General features: G+C 36.9%; 18 protein-coding genes. 2 read left to right on the plus strand and 16 right to left on the minus strand.

Going from position 1 to position 15,579, the window contains the following annotated elements; all coding sequences use genetic code 11:
* Positions 1–360: 360 nt before the first annotated feature.
* The 9 genes from rnc to sdaAB form a co-directional block, all read right to left on the minus strand.
* Complete coding sequence (gene rnc / locus BN999_RS03000; protein ID WP_096269917.1) at positions 361–1,044, minus strand: ribonuclease III; 684 nt, start codon at positions 1,042–1,044, stop codon at positions 361–363.
* A 69-nt stretch (positions 1,045–1,113) separates the two neighbouring features.
* Positions 1,114–1,350 carry an acyl carrier protein gene (locus BN999_RS03005; protein ID WP_042144891.1) on the minus strand — a complete coding sequence of 79 codons (237 nt, stop codon included), beginning with the start codon at positions 1,348–1,350 and terminating at the stop codon, positions 1,114–1,116.
* A 41-nt stretch (positions 1,351–1,391) separates the two neighbouring features.
* The gene (fabG, locus tag BN999_RS03010) at positions 1,392–2,132 is read right to left on the minus strand and encodes a 3-oxoacyl-[acyl-carrier-protein] reductase (RefSeq protein ID WP_096269918.1); all 741 of its coding nucleotides are present in this window, start codon (positions 2,130–2,132) and stop codon (positions 1,392–1,394) included.
* Positions 2,132–3,070 carry an ACP S-malonyltransferase gene (fabD, locus tag BN999_RS03015; protein ID WP_096269919.1) on the minus strand — a complete coding sequence of 313 codons (939 nt, stop codon included), beginning with the start codon at positions 3,068–3,070 and terminating at the stop codon, positions 2,132–2,134. The genes fabG and fabD overlap by 1 nt, the downstream gene beginning before the upstream one ends.
* Positions 3,070–4,074, minus strand: coding sequence for a phosphate acyltransferase PlsX (plsX, locus tag BN999_RS03020; protein WP_096269920.1), 1,005 nt, complete (start codon positions 4,072–4,074; stop codon positions 3,070–3,072). Before plsX ends, fabD begins: the two co-directional genes overlap by 1 nt.
* Positions 4,075–4,077: 3 nt before the next feature.
* Entirely contained in the window at positions 4,078–4,650 is a 573-nt protein-coding gene (fapR, locus tag BN999_RS03025; RefSeq protein WP_096269921.1) for a transcription factor FapR, read from the minus strand.
* Positions 4,651–4,753: 103 nt separating this feature from the next.
* Positions 4,754–6,787: an ATP-dependent DNA helicase RecG gene (gene recG, locus BN999_RS03030; RefSeq protein ID WP_096269922.1), complete on the minus strand. Its 2,034-nt coding sequence runs from the start codon at positions 6,785–6,787 to the stop codon at positions 4,754–4,756.
* Between the two features lie 16 nt (positions 6,788–6,803).
* Entirely contained in the window at positions 6,804–7,679 is an 876-nt protein-coding gene (sdaAA, locus tag BN999_RS03035) for an L-serine ammonia-lyase, iron-sulfur-dependent, subunit alpha (RefSeq protein WP_096269923.1), read from the minus strand.
* Between the two features lie 14 nt (positions 7,680–7,693).
* A complete protein-coding gene (gene sdaAB / locus BN999_RS03040) occupies positions 7,694–8,356 on the minus strand; it encodes an L-serine ammonia-lyase, iron-sulfur-dependent subunit beta (protein ID WP_096269924.1) in 663 nt (220 codons plus the stop codon).
* 157 nt (positions 8,357–8,513) lie between these two features.
* Between sdaAB and BN999_RS03045 the strand changes: the two genes are divergently transcribed.
* Positions 8,514–9,782 carry an NCS2 family permease gene (locus BN999_RS03045; protein ID WP_096269925.1) on the plus strand — a complete coding sequence of 423 codons (1,269 nt, stop codon included), beginning with the start codon at positions 8,514–8,516 and terminating at the stop codon, positions 9,780–9,782.
* Positions 9,783–10,415: 633 nt separating this feature from the next.
* Here BN999_RS03045 and BN999_RS03050 read toward each other — a convergent pair.
* From BN999_RS03050 to BN999_RS03065, 4 genes are all read right to left on the minus strand, one after another.
* Entirely contained in the window at positions 10,416–11,063 is a 648-nt protein-coding gene (locus BN999_RS03050; protein ID WP_096269926.1) for a DsbA family oxidoreductase, read from the minus strand.
* Complete coding sequence (locus tag BN999_RS03055; protein WP_096269927.1) at positions 11,063–11,248, minus strand: hypothetical protein; 186 nt, start codon at positions 11,246–11,248, stop codon at positions 11,063–11,065. Before BN999_RS03055 ends, BN999_RS03050 begins: the two co-directional genes overlap by 1 nt.
* 153 nt (positions 11,249–11,401) lie before the next feature.
* A complete protein-coding gene (locus BN999_RS03060) occupies positions 11,402–13,063 on the minus strand; it encodes a DAK2 domain-containing protein (protein WP_096269928.1) in 1,662 nt (553 codons plus the stop codon).
* A 32-nt stretch (positions 13,064–13,095) separates the two neighbouring features.
* Positions 13,096–13,458 carry an Asp23/Gls24 family envelope stress response protein gene (locus BN999_RS03065; RefSeq protein WP_096269929.1) on the minus strand — a complete coding sequence of 121 codons (363 nt, stop codon included), beginning with the start codon at positions 13,456–13,458 and terminating at the stop codon, positions 13,096–13,098.
* A 281-nt stretch (positions 13,459–13,739) separates the two neighbouring features.
* Between BN999_RS03065 and rpmB the strand changes: the two genes are divergently transcribed.
* Complete coding sequence (rpmB, locus tag BN999_RS03070; protein WP_042144919.1) at positions 13,740–13,928, plus strand: 50S ribosomal protein L28; 189 nt, start codon at positions 13,740–13,742, stop codon at positions 13,926–13,928.
* Between the two features lie 203 nt (positions 13,929–14,131).
* On the opposite strand, the gene spoVM is transcribed toward rpmB, so the two are convergent.
* Genes spoVM through rpe form a run of 3 tightly spaced genes read right to left on the minus strand, consistent with a single transcriptional unit; the run spans position 14,132 to position 15,578 of the window.
* Positions 14,132–14,233, minus strand: a complete 102-nt coding sequence (gene spoVM, locus BN999_RS03075; protein ID WP_306418992.1) for a stage V sporulation protein SpoVM — start codon at positions 14,231–14,233, stop codon at positions 14,132–14,134.
* 33 nt (positions 14,234–14,266) lie between these two features.
* A complete protein-coding gene (locus tag BN999_RS03080) occupies positions 14,267–14,911 on the minus strand; it encodes a thiamine diphosphokinase (RefSeq protein ID WP_096269930.1) in 645 nt (214 codons plus the stop codon).
* A 10-nt stretch (positions 14,912–14,921) separates the two neighbouring features.
* Positions 14,922–15,578 carry a ribulose-phosphate 3-epimerase gene (rpe, locus tag BN999_RS03085; RefSeq protein WP_096269931.1) on the minus strand — a complete coding sequence of 219 codons (657 nt, stop codon included), beginning with the start codon at positions 15,576–15,578 and terminating at the stop codon, positions 14,922–14,924.
* Position 15,579: the final 1 nt, after the last annotated feature.

A 15,579-nucleotide genomic window follows, 5' to 3' on the forward strand; every position in this document is an offset into this window, starting at 1 on the left:
AATAATTTTTGTGTTGGTGTAAAGTGCTTATAATTTCCAATCATTACGAGCGTAGGAAATACACGGAGACTCCTGCGGGAGGATAGGCATCGGTGAGACCCCGGAAGAGCTTTAGCTCTGAGGAGGCTCACCAGCCGCCCGCGGAAAGCGGAGTGTATTTCAGGAGCGGGTATGTTGCTCCCAACTAAAAGTCATACCGCGCAGTTTCTATCAACCGTGCAACAAGAATTTCGTGCTAGTCCCCAATATTAATCTGTGTTGTTTAGTAGTATTATCAATAAAAATAGCATACTAACTCAATTGAGTCAGTATGCTATTTCCTTTTACATCATGCAATTAGCGTACAGCTGTCTATTACTTTTAAAATTCAAGCTTATCTAAAGCATCTTTTGCAGCTCGCTGTTCCGCTTCTTTTTTTGTTCTCCCTACACCAGAACCTAGTACTTTGCCATTAATAAGTAGTTCAGCAACAAATTCTTTATTATGTGAAGGGCCTTTTTCATCGACAATTTGATATTCAATTGTCTGATTTTTGTCTTGTTGGACAACTTCTTGCAGTTTACTTTTATAATCCATCCCATGCGAAAAAGCACCGGTTTCTATTTGAGGAAATACATGTTTCTCCAGAAAATCTAAAGCTGTATTAAATCCTTGGTCTAGGTATAATGCGCCTAGAAAAGCTTCAAATACATCCGCAAGTAATGCAGGACGATTTCTACCACCAGTCATCTCTTCACCTTTACCTAAAAGTATGTGTTCACCAAAATTCAAACTTCTAGCAAACACATCTAAAGATGGCTCACAAACGATAGCTGCACGTAGTTTTGTCATTTCCCCTTCTGGCATATCAGGATACTTACGGTACAGGTGTTGAGATACACCCAATTCCAATACAGCATCTCCTAAAAACTCTAAACGCTCATTATCAGAAGTGCGTCCCTCACGATGCTCATTCACATAAGATGAATGGGTAAATGCTTGTTTAATTACTTCAATGTTTCGAAATTTAAGTTCTAGCATTTTCTCTAATTTATCTTGATTCATCTCTTATATGCCACCTCATGTTGATATATGGAAAAGTCTCGCATCTAGCGAGACTCTCAATACCCTATATTAGCCCTGTAAATTGTTTATGTAATTTACAGCATCACCAACAGTGTTAATTTTTTCTGCTTCCTCATCAGCAATTTCCATATCGAATTCATCCTCAAGCTCCATAACTAGCTCAACAACGTCTAAAGAGTCCGCTTCTAAATCATCTTTGAAAGATGCTTCCATTGTAACTTTAGATTCTTCAACATCAAGCTTATCAACAATAATTTCTTTTACGCGATCAAAAACGTCTGCCATAACACTTTCACCCCCTTTCAAAGTTTTATGAGAATAGGATATTACATTACCATACCTCCATCAATATGGATAGTTTGACCTGTAATATAATTTGCATCGTCTGAAGCCAAAAAGCGAACAACTTTTGCAACATCTTCTGGCTCTCCTAATTTTGCAAGTGGAATTAAGCTTAACATGCTATCTCGTTGTTCCGTTGTCAATTGATCCGTCATATCGGTTGAAATAAATCCTGGAGCAATTGCATTAACTAAAATATTACGTGAAGCTAATTCTTTAGCGGTAGTTTTGGTTAACCCAATGACACCCGCTTTAGCAGCAACATAGTTAGCTTGTCCTGGATTCCCACTAACTCCGACAATCGAAGCAACATTAATAATTCTTCCCGACCGTTGTTTCATCATTTGACGTGTAACGGATTTTGTACACATAAATACACCTTTTAGATTCGTATTAATAACTTGGTCAAATTCTGTTTCTTTCATTCTCATCAATAAATTATCACGTGTAATTCCAGCATTATTAACTAGAATGTCCACACTTCCAAACGTGTCAACTGTAGCCTTAACCATTTCTTTTACCTGTTGTTCATCGGCAACATCTGCTTGTACTTTAAAAGCTTTAACGCCTAGTTTCTCAATTTCTTCTACAACAGATTGTGCTTTTGCTTCACTACCAGCATAGTTTACCACAATATTTGCACCGTTTTTAGCTAGTTCTAAGGCAATTGAACGACCAATGCCTCGAGAGCCACCTGTTACGATTGCGGTTTTACCTGTTAACATTAGGCTTCACTCCTATACCATGTAATAAATTTATTCATGGATTCTTGATCTTGTACTGTGAATATCGTTGCATTACGATCTATCTTTTTCACTAACCCACTCAAGACTTTACCATTTCCTACTTCAACAAATGCATCCACACCGGCTTCCATCATGTTGCGGATTGATTCTTCAAACCGAACTGGAGAATAAAGCTGTTTTAATAATAGATCCTTTATCTCATCTTTATTAGATACTGGACCAGCAGTTACATTAGCATAGACCGGAACCTCTGCATCTTTAATCATGACTTCTTCTAAGGATGTAGCAAAGTCATTATTTGCAGCTTTCATCAATCGTGAATGAAAAGGTCCACTAACGTTCAATGGAATAACTCGTTTTGCACCTTTTTCCTTTAAAAGTTTACTAGCTTCTTCTACTCCAGAAATTGATCCAGAAATCACAATTTGTCCCGGACAATTAATGTTTGCAAGATCCACAATCTCATCTGAAATACTTTCTACGACTTCTTGAATTACTTGCTCAGATAATCCTAGTACAGCAGCCATTGTACCTTGTCCTTTTGGAAATGCATCTTCCATTAATTTTCCACGGGTCGCTACTAATGGCAATGCATCTTCTATGGAGATAGATTTCGCAGCAACAAGCGCACTATATTCTCCTAAACTATGTCCAATAACCATAGAGGGTTTAACATCTGCATCCTCTAACAACTGAAAAAGGGCAATACTAGATAATAATAATGCGGGTTGTGCATTTTCTGTTTCGGTTAGGGTTTCTCCTGGTCCATCAAACATAAGACCTCTTAGGTCTTTACCAATTACCTCATTAGCCTTTGTATATAATTCTTGAATACTAGGAAAAGCATCGTGAATGCCCTTTCCCATCCCAACAGATTGAGATCCTTGTCCAGGGAACATAAACGCGATCTTTTTCATTAGCTTTCCTCCCCACCTTGTTTCAGCGTTTCGACTGTTTCTTTTATCGTCTCTATCATCTTTTGGTCGACCATGTTACAAGTTTGCTTAATCGCACTATAGATTGCTCGCCTATTAGAGGAACCATGTGCTTTAATTACTGGAGCAGCAAGGCCGAATAACGCAGCGCCACCATATTCAGAGTAATCTAATTTGTCTTTCAAACCTTTTAGATCACTCTTAACCAATCCAGCTGCAAGCTTCGTTTTTAAGGAAGCCATAAAAGTTTCTTTTAACATTGAAAATAGTGAAGAAGCTGTACCTTCAATCGTTTTCAAGGCAATATTACCACTAAAGCCATCAGTTACAACTACATCAGCTACACCATTTAGTAGGTCACGTGCTTCAACGTTTCCAACAAAATTAATAGGAGCTTTTTTCATTAAATCAAATGCTTTTTTAGTTAATTCATTTCCTTTTCCATCTTCTGTTCCCACATTCAGTAAACCAATTCTTGGATTTTTAATAGAACGTACTTTTTCTGCATAAACCGATCCCATAATAGCATATTGCAATAAGTGATTAGGCTTTGCATCAACGTTTGCACCAACATCTAACATTAAAAATCCTTGACCATCTAATGTTGGAAGGGTCGGACTTAATGCTGGACGGTCAATTCCAGGTATTCTTCCTACAACAAACAGTCCTGCACTCATAAGTGCACCAGTATTGCCAGCTGAAATACATGCATCTGCACGTCCACTTTTAACTTCTTCAGCCATCTTTACCATAGAAGAATTTTTCTTTCTTCTAACAGCCCTAACTGGTTCATCATTACCACTGATAACTTCATCTGTATGGATAATTTTAATTCGTTCTTGATTCGTCAAAAATTGTTTTATTTTTTCTTCATCACCAAAGAGTGTTATTTCTAAGTTATTTATTTCCTTAACTGCATCCATTGCACCTAGAACAATTTCTTTAGGTGCGTGGTCACCACCCATAGCATCAATTGCAATCTTCATTTGTTATTCTCCTTTTTTCTCTGTTGAACGGTACATATGAAATTCTCCAGAAAAAACTTTTTCACTCTCTACAAAACTATCAACCTGAACTATTGTAAGTCCTTTCTCACTCACACCTTGAACAAAAGCTTTAGCAATTACCCGTTCTCCTTGATGTACTTGTCTCTTAAATTGCAAAACAGAAGTAGCAGTTAACGCTAATTCGTCATTAATTACCGCAACCGCAAGTGAGTTTGCCTGAGCGAAAAGATGATGACCTCTAGCAATATTATTCCTTGTAAAAACATGCTCCCTATCGATATCCAATATAGAGATGGCACGTTTGTCCAGTTCTAAATCAATAATCTCACCAATTACGTCCTCTAAAGGCAAGGACTTTACTGTTTCATTCCATTGATACTTAGCTACAGTCTTAATCCTCTCCCGCAATTCTGGAATAGATAATTCCATACGGTCTAAACGAATGGTTTGAATACTAACACTAAATTTTTTCGCTAGCTCTTCATCTGTTATAAAAGGAGTTTCTTCAATTGTTTCCCTAAGTTTCTCTTGTCTCTTTACTTTCGGTATCCTCATGAAAGCACCATCCACTTTATTTATTTTCTATAAATATCCGTTGCTACTATGACTTGGTACTAATAGTAATATATATTACTCATTAAAATATTGCAAGTATGAATTAGTCGAGAATTGTATCAAACACTCCTTCATTTTCTAATAAAATTCTTAACTGTTTATAATTCGGGTCTTCTTCTAACAAATTAAATTCAATAATTTCTTGTGCATCATCTCTTGCTGTTTCTAATGCCCGATAATCATGAATCATATCTGCTACTTTAAATTCCGGTAACCCACTTTGCTTTGTACCAAAGAAGTCTCCTGGGCCACGCAACTTTAAGTCCTCTTCCGACAGTTTAAATCCATTATTAGTTTCGGTCATAATCCTCATTCTCTCTTTTCCGGTCTCACTCTTAGGATCAGCTATTAAAATACAATAACTTTGCTTATCACCACGCCCAACCCTTCCACGTAATTGGTGAAGCTGAGATAATCCGAAACGTTCTGCATCATAGATAACCATTATAGTAGCGTTAGGAACATTAACACCTACTTCTACTACTGTAGTTGAAACAAGAATGTGAATATTGTTCTCTGCAAATTCTTTCATTACTTCTTCCTTTTCTGTGGAATGAAGTCTCCCGTGCATTAACCCAATCCGAATCGATGGTGGATAATATGCTTCTAACTGATTGTATAAATCCACTGCATCTTGAATATCAAGTTTCTCCGACTCTTCAATTAATGGACAAATAATATAGGCTTGCTCTCCTGCTTCCACATGTTTTGCAATAAAGTGCAGTACCCGATCAAAAGTGTTCGCTTTCGTCCAATAAGTTTCGATTACTTTCCTTCCTGCAGGCATTTCATCAATAACAGAAACATCCATATCACCAAATGCTGTTATAGCTAATGTTCTAGGGATAGGTGTTGCTGTCATAAATAGGACATCTGGGTGCAATCCTTTACTAGATAATGCTCTTCTTTGGTCCACACCAAATCGATGTTGTTCATCCACGACAACCAAACCTAGATCGTCAAAGTGAACATCATCTTGAATTAAAGCATGGGTTCCAACAAGAATATGCACCTGATGATTTTCCACATTTGCCAGTATTTCTTTTCTTTTCTTTCCTTTAATTGAACCTGTTAGTAATTCAACCTTTGCAAGTGGTCCAAACATTTTGGTTAAGGATTGAAAATGTTGCTCAGCTAAGATTTCTGTTGGCACCATTAAAGCACCTTGTTTTTTTGCAGTAATAGCAGCATACAAGCTCATCGCAGCAACAGCAGTCTTACCCGAACCAACATCCCCTTGTAACAAACGATTCATTCGATATGGGGATTTCATATCAGATAATATTTGTTCTAAAGACTTCTTTTGTGCATTTGTCAACTCAAAAGGAAATTGTTCTATAAAGTCACGGAGCTTACCTGCATCATATTGTTGAGCATTCCCAACACTCGCTTCACGACGCCTTTTTCTAAGTATTTGTATTTTCAACTGGAATAGCAATAATTCTTCATAGGTAAATCTTCTCCTGGCATGCTTTAATGCAACCCGATTTTCTGGGAAATGCATCGTTTGCATTGCATCTTTTCGACTAGGAATTTTGTATGCTGTTAACATATCCTGGGGTAATATTTCTTCAACCTGATTAGCATAATCACGAATAGCCTGTTGTATAGCTTTTTTCAAGCGATAACTCGTGACATCTCCTCTTACGGAATAAATCGGTTGAATATCAGTAGATTTTTCTATGGAGCCTTTCTGATAATTGCTAACGGTTATTTGAAGACGATGTGCATCCCATTTTCCTGTCAAGGTAACCACATCATCCATATTAATTTGTTTTTTAGCAAAAGCTCTGTTAAACATGACTGCTTTTACAGCAATATTCTCTACCTCAATATTAAACGTTAATCGGGATTTTTTTCTTCCATAAAAGGAAAGAGAAGGGGTATTTAATACCCTTCCCTCTATCGTAACTTTATCCTCATGAACTAACTCGCTTAGAGGTTGTATCTCGATTACATCATATCTCGAAGGAAAATAGAACAATAAATCTTTGACTGTGACTATATTCAAAGCCATTAATTCTTCCGCAAACTTATCTCCTATTCCCTTAATATCGACAACCGAATTATCTAACATATTTCTTCACTCATTTCTAAACTGTCGTACCAAAAATCTTTTCCTTTAACAATCTTCCAGTTGGCGTATCAGCAAGACCACCTTCACCTGTCTCACGTAATGAGGATGGCATTTGTTGGCCAATACGATACATTGCACCAATAACTTCATCACAAGGTATACGGCTTGTTACACCTGCCAATGCTAAATCTGCAGATACTACTGCTAACGCTGATCCACCTGCATTTCGTTTGACACAAGGTACTTCTACTAAACCTGCAACAGGATCACATACAAGGCCGAGCATATTTTTCAGTGTCATGGCAAAAGCTTCCGCAGATGCCTGGGGAGTTCCGCCTGCCATCTCTACAATAGCCGCCGAGGCCATTGCTCCTGCCGAACCAACTTCAGCTTGACAACCTCCTGCAGCACCTGATATAAACGCATTATTTGCAACAACTAGGCCAAATGCACCAGCAGTGAATAAATACCGAATCATTTGTTCTCGAGTTGGGTGAAGTTGTTCTTTGACTGCGAACAATGTTCCCGGTACTACACCTGCACTACCAGCGGTTGGTGTTGCACAAATGACCCCCATAGCTGCATTTACTTCATTCGTACCCATTGCTTTACTAACTGCGTCCAACATCAGGTTACCAGATAAGGGAGTCTTCTCACGCATATAAGTTTGGATCTTTACTGCATCTCCACCCGTTAAGCCAGTAACAGAGTGTACGCCTTTCAAACTATCTTCAACTGCTTTTTCCATTACTTGAAGATTTCGTTCCATTTCTGCAAAGACTTCTTCGCGTGTTTTATTTTTAATGTCCATTTCTTGACGTATCATAACCTCAGAAATTAACAGGTTCTCTTTTTCAGCAATTTCAACTAATTCCGCAACAGTACGAAACATGGTTATTCTCCCCTCTAGCTAACAATTTTAGCAATTTGAATAATATGGTCAGCCTCTTTTAATTCTAGTAGAATATTATCTTCAACATTTTGATCTGTTTCAATTACCATTAAAGCTTCTTTTCCAACATCTTTTCTATTAACTTCCATGTGTCCGATATTAATCTCATGCTTTGCTAATATCTTGGTAACAGAAGCAATAGCTCCGAAACGATCGTTATGCATGATAAGAATTGCCGGGTGATTACCTGATAACCTTAATTGAAACCCATTTAATTCCGTTATTTCAACTTTACCTCCACCAATGGAGATACCGACAATTTCAAGCTTATCATCATCATCCCCAATAATGAGCCGAACTGTATTGGGATGATCCGTTTTAGCACTGTCTTCAATAAAAACAATTTCGAGACCTTTATCTTTAGCTATATCCAATGCTTTACTCATACGTGTATCTTCAGTTGCAAATCCTAACAGGCCTCCAGCCAATGCAAAATCTGTACCATGTCCTTGATATGTTTTAGCAAAAGAACCATATAAATGAATCTTTGCCCATTTTGGTTGTCTTCCAAATAAATTTCGTGCTGCAAGACCAATTCGTGCTGCTCCTGCAGTATGGGAACTAGAAGGTCCAACCATCACTGGACCAATAATATCGAAAACGGAATTGTATTTCATTTTGACACCGCCTTGTCATATACTTAAATTTTGACGCCTATTGTAAATTATAACAAAAACTACTATAATAATCATTTGTGGATTATAGATTTTTAGATTTATATTGATTATGTATATAATCGGGTGGGAGAGGGAAAAGAAAACACAGGAGAAATCTATGCCTTTATTTTCTAAAGACATGAATGTATCATACAAAAATGAAATCATTGCAGGTATTATAGGATATCTCACAACAGTCTATATCGTTGTAGTCAATGGATCTATTTTAAGTGAAGCTGGTATTACAGTAGAATCTGGTATGATGGCTACTATTTTAGCAAGTTTTGTTGGAACTCTTATTATGGGGATTTTCGGTAAATTACCATTAATTTTAATTCCAGGCATGGGAATTAATGCATTATTTGCATATTCCATTGTACAGGGAAATGGCCTAAGCTTTCAGGAAGGTCTTGCTGTTGTACTAGTAGCTTCTATACTGTTCCTAATTACCGCATTCACTAAACTGGGACTACTTCTAAAAGAAGCTATCCCCGATTCTCTAAAACACGCAATTAGTGTAGGTTTAGGATTTTTCTTAATTTTAATCGGATTAGAAAAAAGCGGTTTAATTGCAAGTGGAGAAAATACAATCATTGCAATAGGAGACTTCAGTTCGCCAGTTATTATAGTGAGCTTAATGACCCTTTTTATTGCGATATTTTTATTTGTGAAGAATGTTCCGGCTAACTTCCTAATTACGATGCTGATTGGAACGGTACTTGCCTATCTTTTTGGCATTATAGAAAATGGTACCCAAGTAAATAATTTCTCAAGTGATTTAATTTTCATACCGGCTTTTACAGCAATAGATCAATTGTCGTTTTGGCTAGCAGTATTTCCACTGGCAATGATCCTGATCTTTGAGAACATGGGATTGTTAAATGGTCAATTAGCAATGTTAGGAAACGAAAAATCCTATAATAATGGCTATAAAACAACCGCAATCTCATCCTTGACATGTGCATTTCTTGGTACATCACCAACAGTTTCAGCGGCAGAAAATGCAGCGGTTATTGCTTCAAAAGGAAAAACTGGACTTGCTGCTATCATTGCAGGCCTATTGTTCCTTGGGACTATATTTGTGATTCCTTGGATTACCATGATTCCAAATGTAGCAATAAGCCCTATCTTAATTATAGTCGGCTTTCTAATGGTACAAAACATCCGGCATATTCCATTAGATAATATCTCAGAAGCTATACCTGCATTCTTAATTATCGTGATGATTCCATTTACTTATAGCATTGCTGATGGTATGGCATTTGGGTTTATTGCTTATCCAATTGTGAAGCTTGCATTAGGTAAACAGAAAGAATTGTCTGTAGCTATAGTCATTATCTCTTTATTATTCATTTGTGATTTTGCTTTGAAAATTGCAGGTGTCTAATAGAACTAAAAGATTCGCCTTCTGTGAGGCGAATCTTTTTTTAGTAGTACTAATTAGTACGTACAGTTTGTTACTATTTATAAGAAACTGTGCGGCTAATAGTTGTGGTTGGGAGCAACATACCCGCTACAGAAATACACTCCGCTTTCCGCTGGCGGCTGGTGAGCCTCCTCAGAGCTAAAGCTCTTGCGGGGTCTCACCGATGCCTATCATCCCGCAGGACAATGGTTTTCGGTGGGGCGAGTAATCGCAGTCCCAAGGAACGCTACGAAAGCGATACATCGCACGCAGAAAAAGTGATTTTATTTTTCAAGGAGTCTCCGTGTATTTCCTTCGCTAGTTTGAGTGAAAAAAGATTAACAATTAAAACCAACACAATCATTATTTGCTATCTTAAAGTAGGAAACCTAAACCAGCGCAGGCAGAATACGTAGACTCCTGCGGGAATAGCACGTGTCCGAAGACCCCGCAGAGGTGGTTTTTCCTCGAGGAGGCTGAGGCCGGGCCCGCGGAAAGCGGAGTATTCTGCCGGAGCGGTAACATACCACTTTCATCTATAATAGAAATGACAATCGTTACCGCACAGTTTCTAACACACTATTTGTAGATTAAACTAATCGGTATATCAACAATTTATTCTTGGGAATTTTCCTCTTCCCATACCTGATTTAAAACTTGAGAAAATACTTCTACCGGTTGCGCACCAGATACAGCATATTTGTTCACAAACACAAAGAACGGAACACCTTGTACACCGACAGTTCGTGCTTCTGATATATCTTGTGTTACTTTATCGCTATAGGCTTCAGATTGTAAGATACTTTTTACTTCCACACCATCAAGTCCAACTTCTTCTGCCAAATTAACAATCGTATCTGAATCGCTTAGTATTTCACCTTCTGTAAAATGGGCCAAGTAGAAGCGATTAAAGAATTCATTTCCTAAGCCTTTTTCTTTTGCATATTGAAAAACGCGGTGTGAGTCATTTGTACTAGCAAGCTTGGCTGTATTGTAATTAATATCTAAGCCAGAATCTTTCGCCATATCGACAACTTGATTTAGCATTGTATTAGCCTGTTCCAATGGTATTCCTTTCATTTCTGAGAAGGTTTGTGCATAGCCCTGATTAGGAACATATTTTGCATCTGGCATTAGTAAGAAGCTCTTATATTCCACTTCTACTTCACTTCTGTGTTCAAAGTTTTCTAATGCTTTTTTCAGATGAGATTCCCCTATAAAGCAGAATGGACATACAAAATCTGACCATATCGTTATTTTCATTATTTTCCCTCTTTCTTTTTTTCAATTGGTCCACAAATTCCAGTATTAATATCACATACAAATCCTGCGGAAGTGTCTATATCTAAACTTTTAATTTTTCTTATCCCATTCATTCCTTTTGATGCTACCTTAGAATTCTTTTGATCTGAAGATTGCATAGAGTTGGATTCTTCATCTCTTAACATTGCTAATTCCTCCTCCCTTGATTATGTATGATTATAAAGGAATACTCTACTACAATCTAATAATTGGACTGTGAAATTAGCATAATTAGGCTTGTTCAAAGAAATAAAAAAGCCAAATCTAAGAGATTTGACTTTTTTTCCAGACAACAAATATTATTCTACAGAGAAAATATAGGAATAAATCGGTTGGTTGCCATTATGAACTTCAATTTCTATATCTTCGTAGTTCTCTTCTACATAGCTTACTAAGCTATTCACTTCTTCTTCTGTAACATCTTCACCAAATAGGATAGTTAAGATTTCATCATCTTCTGTGATTAACTCCTGGAAAAGCTGTTTTACAGCCTCAAATCGCTCCTTATGAGTTGTCACAATCTTACCATCAGCTATACCCATGAAGTTTCCATTTTCAATAGAGATTCCGTCAATTTGTGTATCTCTAACTGCATAAGTAATTTGCCCAGTTTTAACAAATGAGCTAGCTTCAGTCATATTATTCTTGTTCGTTTCCAACGATTCCTCTGGATGAAACACTAAAAGAGCACTTATCCCTTGTGGAATAGTTTTAGTAGCTATTACTGCAACATTTCCTTCAGCCAACTCTTGTGCCTGTTCAGCCGCCATCACAATGTTTTTGTTATTAGGAAGAACGATCACATTCTTGGCATTTGCTTTGTTAATAGCTTCTGTAATATCCTGTGTACTTGGATTCATAGTTTGTCCGCCTTCGATTACAACTGTTGCACCTAAGCTTTCAAATAATGTTTTAAGACCAGAACCCATTGCAACTGTTACAATACCAAACTCGGCTTTTTCTTTAGGTGTTTCATGTTGGGCTTTTTCTCCGACGATAGCTGTATGTTGTTCACGCATGTTTTCAATTTTCATATTGATTAAGCTACCATGTCGTTGACCAATTGTTAATACATTACCAGGATATTCAGTATGAACATGTACTTTCACAACGTCTTCATCAGACACAACTAGTAACGAATCACCATGTTCACTTAATTCATTTCTGAAATCTGTTTCATCAAACGGATTTTCCTTTAATTTGTCATCTTCAAATTTAACCATGAACTCAGTACAATATCCAAATTCAATATCTGATGTATCCATAAAATCTTGGGCAGATTTATGGTGCTCAGCATTTATCATATTATCCATTTCAACCGTATCTATATCTTCTGGAAGTTCCTCACCTTTTAAAGCAGCTAAGAATCCCTCGTATACAGTAACAAGACCCTGTCCGCCGGAATCAACCACACCTACCTCTTTCAAGACAGGTAATAAATCCGGTGTCCGTTTCAAGGATGCTTTTGCTTCTTGTAGGACTTTTTCCAACATAACAATAATATCATCTTCTGTCTTAGCTATTTCAACAGCTCTTTTCGCTGCATCTTTAGCTACAGTTAGAATCGTTCCTTCAACAGGCTTCATAACTGCTTTATAAGCGGTTTGCACACCTGTATCAAAAGCAATAGCCAAATCATCGGTTGTTAATGAAGCTTTCTTCTCCATCCCTTTTGCAAAACCTCTAAAGATCTGAGATAGGATAACTCCAGAATTTCCACGCGCACCCATTAGTAGACCCTTAGAGAAAGCAGCTGCTACCTCTGAGATATTTTCTGATTTGTTCTTCTTAACTTCATTTGCACCTGAAGTCATGGATAAATTCATATTAGTTCCAGTATCACCATCTGGCACTGGAAATACATTGAGTGCATCTATTTTCTTGGCATTATTTGTTAAATGGTGAGCTCCCGTTAATACCATTTGTGAAAAAGTGATGCCATCTAGCTTTTGTACTGCCACAATATTTCCTCCCTTTAAACAGGCGTGCAAAATTAATCTTTTGCAACACGTACTCCTTGTATGTAAATATTCACGGAATCAATTTCAAGCCCTAATGTTTTACTTAGTGTATATTTGACTTGAGATTGTACATTATTAGCTACTTCGGAAATCTTTGTACCATAACTAACTATAATATACATATCGATATGTAAAGAATTCTCTTCTTGTCTTACAACTATTCCCCTGGAATAATTTTCTTTACGCAGAATTTCTGCTATACCGTCTCTGATTTGACTTTTAGATGCCATCCCAACAATTCCATAACACTCAACTGCTGCACCACCTGCAATTGTTGCAATAACTTCATTAGTTATAGTTACGTGACCATCTTTTGTATTCAATTCAATGGACATGATTATCCTCCTTTAAAGTTCTTCATCTTAAGGATATTTTACTACAAATCACTTGCATTTGCACTTAACACTCTTTGGGTTATCTTTTCTTTTTCATGTAATAATTATGATGTATAATCCTATAATGTCATGTGTTACAAAGATTTTGCCTCTTATAACAATGAACGATTCCACTCATTCTGTCAAGTGATAATTCTTTGCATACTTATTGCAATCTATCTCTATCTGTGGTAAATTGTATAAGTATTAATTTGACTTATGTTAGAGTAGGAGGGATTAACATGGCAAGAAAATGTGTTATTACTGGACGTAAGACTAGCACTGGAAACCAACGCTCTCACGCTATGAATTCCAACAGACGTAATTGGAAAGCTAATGTACAAAAAGTTCGTATTATGGTAGACGGAAAACCTAAACGTGTTTACGTATCTGCACGCGCACTTAAATCAGGTAAAGTGGAACGCGTATAATATATACCTTATCATTTTACTGTATTACATTAGTTATTAGCTAAAAGCACCCATATTAAACCATGGGTGCTTTTTTCTATTTGTGTGAGTTATTTCAACCGGTAACCAAATTAAATGTGATCAGCTTGTATACATTCTAATGAGTCCATACAACCCGTACAAAAAAAGTGCTTCTGCCAATAAATGACAAAAGCAAAGTGAAATTACTTATCTTTCTTAAAAATCCCGATCACTACACGAACAAATCCTCCAAGTACTCTAGGGAGCTTAATAGTATAAAATTTCATAAGTTCGCCCTCCTCCATTTACAAACACGTATACATGAATCGTATTAATTTTTATCCACGACTCCTTACAACTAATACTATGCCTTTATTAAATGAAAAAGTACCATTATTTGATATTAGCTTGTTTGAAATAGAAAGAGTTGAACTCATTTTAATTGTTGCATTTGTTAATGGATAGTAAAACCCAGTAAGTGTTAAACCACTAACTTGTTTCGTCATGGGAATAAAAGAAACAGTAGGAAAATGCTCATTGTGTCTAATATGATGTTCCCCAGGATGATAGAGAACTAGCTCGTTAAAACGGTCTATAATCACTCCAGATACGTTAAACTTTAAAACCTGCTCTAATAATTGAATATTAATTAATGTATGATCCAGTCTACCACCAGTTACACCAAAAAAGTTTATCTTAGATGGTTTTAGGGATAGTGCCCGTTGTAGAGCAAGTTCTAAATCCGTAAAGTCCTTCTCAATCCCAAATTGTTCAAAGCTCTCAGTATGATCCTTTATGATTTCTACCTGTTCATCAGTAACCGAATCAAAGTCCCCTATAGCATAGTCTAGTGGTATCTTCTGCTCAATAACGAAAAGAGCCCCTTTATCAGCTCCTATCCAAATATCTATTGTTTCACGATATAAGGATAAATCAGGAATTAGATCTTTAGGGCCATTTCCAACTATTCCGATTGCTACCATTTAGTTCTACCTATTGTCTAGCAGCTTGTCTTATTTCAAGAATAGCTTGCTCTCTATCCGTTTTATTAAAGACTGCACTACCTGCTACTAAGACATCTACTCCAGCATCCACACATGCTTTTGCAGTTTCAATATTTACTCCACCATCTACCTCAAGTTCGAAAGATAGCCCTCGTTCTCTTCTCCACTCAGCAACTTGTTTCATTTTTTCTAATGTCTGAGGGATAAATGATTGTCCACCAAAACCAGGATTGACTGTCATAATTAGTACTAAATCAACCTCACTCAAACAATCACGTATCATTTCTACAGGCGTCCCTGGGTTCAATGCAACACCTGCTTTTACACCGTTAGCCTTAATTAGCTGAAGTGTTCTATGCAAGTGAACGCTTGCCTCTTGATGCACTGTAATGATGTCTGCACCAGCCTTTGCAAATTCTGGTATATATTGATCAGGATTATCGATCATAAGGTGAACATCTAATGGAAGTGTTGTTACGGGTTTTATTGCATCCACAATCAAGGGACCAATTGTAATATTTGGAACAAAATTACCATCCATTACATCTACATGGATATAATCAGCTCCACCTATTTCGACATCTTTAATTTCTTCCCCCAGCCTTGCAAAATCAGCTGATAATATGGAAGGTGCTATTTTAACCATC

The organism is Paucisalibacillus globulus (assembly GCF_900184735.1).
GTDB classification, from domain to species: Bacteria; Bacillota; Bacilli; order Bacillales; family Amphibacillaceae; genus Ornithinibacillus; species Ornithinibacillus globulus_B.